We start from the raw sequence: 4,542 nt of genomic DNA, 5'->3' as shown, positions 1-4,542 counted from the left end.
CTCCGCCTCGCTGCGCCCGCGCGCGCCATAACCGCCCAGCACGTTCACCGCCTGCGGCGTCAGCCCGACATGCGCCATGACGGGGATGCCGCGTTCGGACAGGAAGCGGACGGTCGACGCCATCGCCTCCCCGCCCTCCAGCTTCACCGCGGCGGCGCCCGTCTCCTTCAGGAGCCGCGCCGCGCTGCCGAACGCCTGCGCGGGGCTCGCCTCGTAGCTGCCGAACGGCATGTCGATCACGACGACCGCGCGGTGGCTGCCGCGCACCACCGCCGCGCCGTGCGCCGCCATCATCTCCAGCGTGACGGGAACGGTCGAGGGCAGGCCGTACACCACCTGCCCCAGGCTGTCGCCGACCAGCAGCAGGTCGCAATGCGGGTCGAGCAGCTGCGCGGTGCGGACGGTATAGGCGGTCAGCATGACCAGCGGCGCGGCCGTGCCGGCGGCGATGCCGGCCTTGCGCGCCCGGATCGCCGGCACGGTCAGCCGCTTCATCGGCGCGGAGACGGGCGTCGCGCGGCTGGTGGCGGCCTCGATCGTGTAGGTGGTGGACATGGATGCAGGCTTACCGCAGCGACGAGGACGCGGCTAGGCCGGCGGCCGGCAAGGGCCATGCCGGGTGCGATCGATCGGGGTCAGCCGGTTAGCCGGTCAGCCAGTCAGGCGTCGGCCCGGCGGCGGCGCGCCGGGCATGGCCCTGATGCGCGCGCGATGCTCCGTACCCCATTCGCACAGCGGTCGCAGCGTCTCGACCAGGGTCATGCCGAACGGCGTCAGCGTGTAGTCGACCTTGGGCGGCACCTGCCGATGGTCGTGGCGAACCAGCACGTCGGCCGCCGCGAGTTCGCGCAACTGCTGGATCAGCACCTTCTCACTGATCCCGGCGACCGATCGCCTGAGTTCGCCGAACCGCCTGGGACCCAAGCGGAGGTGATACAGGATCAGCGCCTTCCACTTGCCCCCCATCACCGTGAGCACGGCGTCGAGGCCGCAGTCGGTTCCGTCGCCGTCGCCCGGTCTTTTCATGCTTACCTTCGGGTCCGTTCTACCGTTCCCGCCAGCGCGCGTCCATCTGGCTGGCGGCGGACAGCGGGAGATGCCGTGCGGCGAGACGACGTACCGACGACCATCCCGTCACGGCCCCCACCACGATCATGGAGTTCCAGATGACCGAAACGCCCGCCCTGCTCGGCTACACCACCTATCGTCTCCTGCCCGAGGACATCGAGGCGTTCCGGGCGCTCGCGTTGCGGATGGCGGCGGTGGCGAAGGCGCGCGACGGCTGCGTCTTTCTCGACGTCGCTCAGGACGCCGGCGACCCGGCCACCTTCCGTCTGGTCGAAGGCTGGCGCGACCAGGCGGCCTTGGATGCCCATGGCGCCAGCGGCGAGTTTCAGGCCGTGCTGAAGGAAGCCGCGGCGCTCGGGATCGTCGGCCGCTCGATCGACCTCTACGCGATCGCGGAGAAGACGGTGGTGGACATGCCTTCCTGACCGGATGCTCCGCGCCGATCGGGCCATGGCCCTGCGTCGTCGGTCCGCCGAACGGACACCCCGTCCGGCCGCGCCGCGTGCTCAGCCGACCGTCACGCCCTTCCAGAAGGCGTAGCGGCCCTTGATCTCGGCCGCGGCGGGTTTGGGATCGGGATAGTACCAGACCGCGTCGGGGTTGCGCACGCCGCCGACCACCAGCGTCTTGTACCGCGCCTCGCCCTTCCACGGGCAATGGCTGCGGGTGGCGCTGTCCTCCAGCAACGCGGGATCGACGCTGTCGGCCGGAAAGTAATGGTTGCGCTCGACGACGACGGTGGCGTCCGAGCGGGCGATGTCGGTGTCGTTGCAGCGCGCGGTGGGCATCCAGGCTTCCTTCCTGATAGGGCCGCCTCCCCTACACCGTCCGGGCGGGCCCTGTCCAAACCCTGCCGCCTCTGTCCCCCGCGGCGGCTTGCGCCGCCGAACGACCAGGCCGAAATCGCGCCCCGCACGGTTTCGAGTCCCTCCCCAGCGGCGGCTTGCGCCGCCGAACGACCAGGCCGTAATCGTGCCCCGCACGATTTCGAGTCCCTCCCCAGCGGCGGCTTGCGCCGCCGAATAACCAGGCCGCGATCACGCCCCGCGTGATCGCGAGTCCCTCCCCAGCGGCGGCTTGCGCCGCCGAATAACCAGGCCGAAATCGTGCCCCGCACGATTTCGAGTCCTGGTCATTCCCATTCGATCGTTCCCGGGGGTTTGGAGGTGTGGTCGTACACCACCCGGTTGATCCCCCGCACCTCGTTGACCAGCCGCGTCGTCAGGCGCGAGAGGAAGCCGCCGGGGAACTCGAACGCCTGCGCGGTCATGCCGTCGACGCTCGTCACCGCGCGCAGCGCGAGCACCCGCTCGTACGTCCGCCCGTCGCCCATCACGCCGACGCTGCGCACCGGCAGCAGCACCGCGAACGCCTGCCAGATCGCATCGTACAGCCCCGCCGCCCTGATCTCGTCCAGATAGATGGCGTCGGCCCTGCGCAGGATGTCGCACGCCTCGCGCGTCACCTCGCCGGGGATGCGGATCGCCAGGCCTGGCCCGGGAAACGGATGCCGCCCGACGAACGCCTCGGGCAGGCCCAGCTCGCGGCCCAGCACGCGCACCTCGTCCTTGAACAGCTCGCGCAGCGGCTCGACGAGCGCCATCGCCATCCGCTCGGGCAGGCCGCCGACATTGTGGTGGCTCTTGATCGTGACGGACGGGCCGCCCGTGAAGCTGACGCTCTCGATCACGTCGGGATAGAGCGTGCCCTGCGCCAGGAAGTCCGCGCCGCCCAGCTTTCTCGCCTCCTCGTCGAAGACGTCGATGAAGGTCCTGCCGATGAACTTGCGCTTCGCCTCCGGGTCGGTGACGCCGGCGAGCCCGGCGAGGAACCGCTCGCCCGCGTCGACATGGACGAGCGGGATGTTGTAGTGGCCGCGGAACAGGCTGACCACCTCGTCCGCCTCGCCCGCGCGCATCAGCCCGTGGTCGACGAACACGCAGGTGAGCTGCTCGGGACCTGTATCCCTCAGCGCCTCGTGGATCAGCACCGCCGCCACCGCCGAATCGACCCCGCCCGACAGGCCGCAGATCACCCGCGCCCCGCCCACCTGCGCCCGGATCTCCGCGGTCTTGGCGGCGCGGAACTCCGCCATCGTCCAGTCGCCGGCGAGGCCGCAGACATGGCGCGCGAAATTGGCGATCAGCCGGCCGCCGTCGGGCGTATGGACCACCTCCGGGTGGAACTGGACGCCGTAGAAGCGCCGCGCCTCGTCCGCGACGACGGCATAGGGCGCGCCGGTCGATGTCGCGACGGGGACGAAGCCGGGCGGGATCGAGTCCACCTTGTCGCCGTGGCTCATCCAGACCTGGTGCCGCTCGCCCGGCGCCCACAGGCCGTCGAACAGCGCGCAGGGCCTCGTCACCTCCACGAACGCCTCGCCGAACTCGCCGCCGTCGCCCGACACGCACACGTCGCCGCCAAGCTGCACGCCCATCAGCTGCTGTCCATAGCAGATGCCCAGCACCGGCACGCCCGCGTTGAAGAACCGCTGCGGCGCGCGGGGCGAGCTGTCGACGGTGACGGAGGCGGGACCGCCCGACAGGATGATGCCGGCGGGGCGCAGCCGGTCGAACGCGGCGTCGGCGGACTGGAACGGCACGACCTCGCTGTAGACGCCCGCCTCGCGCACGCGCCGCGCGATGAGCTGCGTCACCTGGCTGCCGAAATCGACGATGAGGATGTTCTGCTGATGATCGATCATCGGCCGGTCGTTAGCCGCCCGCCGCCGCCGGCGAAAGGGCCGCGTCGCCCGGGATCGGCGGAACCGGTCCCGGAAGCGGGGGGGGGCTCACGCCGCCTCGTCGTACTCGTCGTCGGTCGTGACCGGGCCGGAATCCTGCCCCTTGGCGGACACGTCGCGGTCGACGAACTCGATGATCGCCATCGGCGAGGCGTCCGACGCGCGGATGCCGGCCTTGATGATGCGGGTATAGCCGCCCTGCCGGCCCGCGTAGCGCGACGCCAGCACGTCGAACAGCTTGACCAGCTGCGCGTCGTCGAGCAGCCGCGCATGCGCCAGCCGGCGGTTGGACAGCCCGCCCTTCTTGGCCAGCGTTATCAGCTTCTCGACATACGGCCGCAGCTCCTTGGCCTTGGCGACGGTTGTCCTGATCTGCTCGTGCTTGATGAGCGCGGCGCTCATGTTGCGGAACAGCGCGATGCGGTGGGCGGAGGTACGCTGCAGCTTGCGGCCGCCGACACGATGACGCATGGTATTGAGCCTTTCGGGTTCGTCCGGACGCCGCGCGGGAACACCGACGGGCACGTCCGGCCAGGCGGAAGGATGCCGCCCGATCGCGCGCCTACACCCCAGCCGCCCCGCAAAGTCAAGCCAGCGACACCCGCGGTTCCCCCCGCCCGCGCAGCATCAGCGCCCACATCGCCCAGATCATCGCGTCCGCCCGGTCGGGCGAGGCGCCGTCCCGCTCCGATCCCGTCGCGCCGTCGCGACCGGCCGATCCCGCCGCGCCG

6 protein-coding genes are annotated in these 4,542 nt (G+C 71.0%); 1 reads left to right on the top strand and 5 read right to left on the bottom strand.

Translation table 11 applies throughout. From position 1 onward, the window contains the following. Together HUV01_RS12460 and HUV01_RS12455 are read right to left on the bottom strand one after the other, a co-directional pair. On the bottom strand, positions 1-555 hold a 555-nt coding region (locus HUV01_RS12460; protein ID WP_174298560.1), incomplete at its 3' end, for a 3-methyl-2-oxobutanoate hydroxymethyltransferase. A gap of 96 nt (positions 556-651) precedes the next feature. Next, entirely contained in the window at positions 652-1,026 is a 375-nt protein-coding gene (locus HUV01_RS12455) for a winged helix-turn-helix transcriptional regulator (protein ID WP_174298559.1), read from the bottom strand. Between the two features lie 140 nt (positions 1,027-1,166). Between HUV01_RS12455 and HUV01_RS12450 the strand changes: the two genes are divergently transcribed. Beyond that, positions 1,167-1,493 carry a putative quinol monooxygenase gene (locus HUV01_RS12450; RefSeq protein WP_174298558.1) on the top strand — a complete coding sequence of 109 codons (327 nt, stop codon included), beginning with the start codon at positions 1,167-1,169 and terminating at the stop codon, positions 1,491-1,493. Positions 1,494-1,574: 81 nt separating this feature from the next. On the opposite strand, the gene HUV01_RS12445 is transcribed toward HUV01_RS12450, so the two are convergent. From HUV01_RS12445 to rplQ, 3 genes are all read right to left on the bottom strand, one after another. After that, positions 1,575-1,856 carry a DUF427 domain-containing protein gene (locus tag HUV01_RS12445; protein ID WP_174298557.1) on the bottom strand — a complete coding sequence of 94 codons (282 nt, stop codon included), beginning with the start codon at positions 1,854-1,856 and terminating at the stop codon, positions 1,575-1,577. Positions 1,857-2,200: 344 nt separating this feature from the next. Further along, positions 2,201-3,772 carry a glutamine-hydrolyzing GMP synthase gene (gene guaA / locus HUV01_RS12440; protein WP_174298556.1) on the bottom strand — a complete coding sequence of 524 codons (1,572 nt, stop codon included), beginning with the start codon at positions 3,770-3,772 and terminating at the stop codon, positions 2,201-2,203. 87 nt (positions 3,773-3,859) lie between these two features. Continuing rightward, positions 3,860-4,282 carry a 50S ribosomal protein L17 gene (gene rplQ / locus HUV01_RS12435; RefSeq protein ID WP_174298555.1) on the bottom strand — a complete coding sequence of 141 codons (423 nt, stop codon included), beginning with the start codon at positions 4,280-4,282 and terminating at the stop codon, positions 3,860-3,862. Positions 4,283-4,542: the final 260 nt, after the last annotated feature.

Source organism: Sphingomonas bacterium, assembly GCF_903643035.1.
Lineage (GTDB): Bacteria > Pseudomonadota > Alphaproteobacteria > Sphingomonadales > Sphingomonadaceae > Sphingomonas.
The sequence above is the reverse complement of the archived record's forward strand: the minus strand, read 5'-3'. Positions and strand labels throughout refer to the sequence as shown.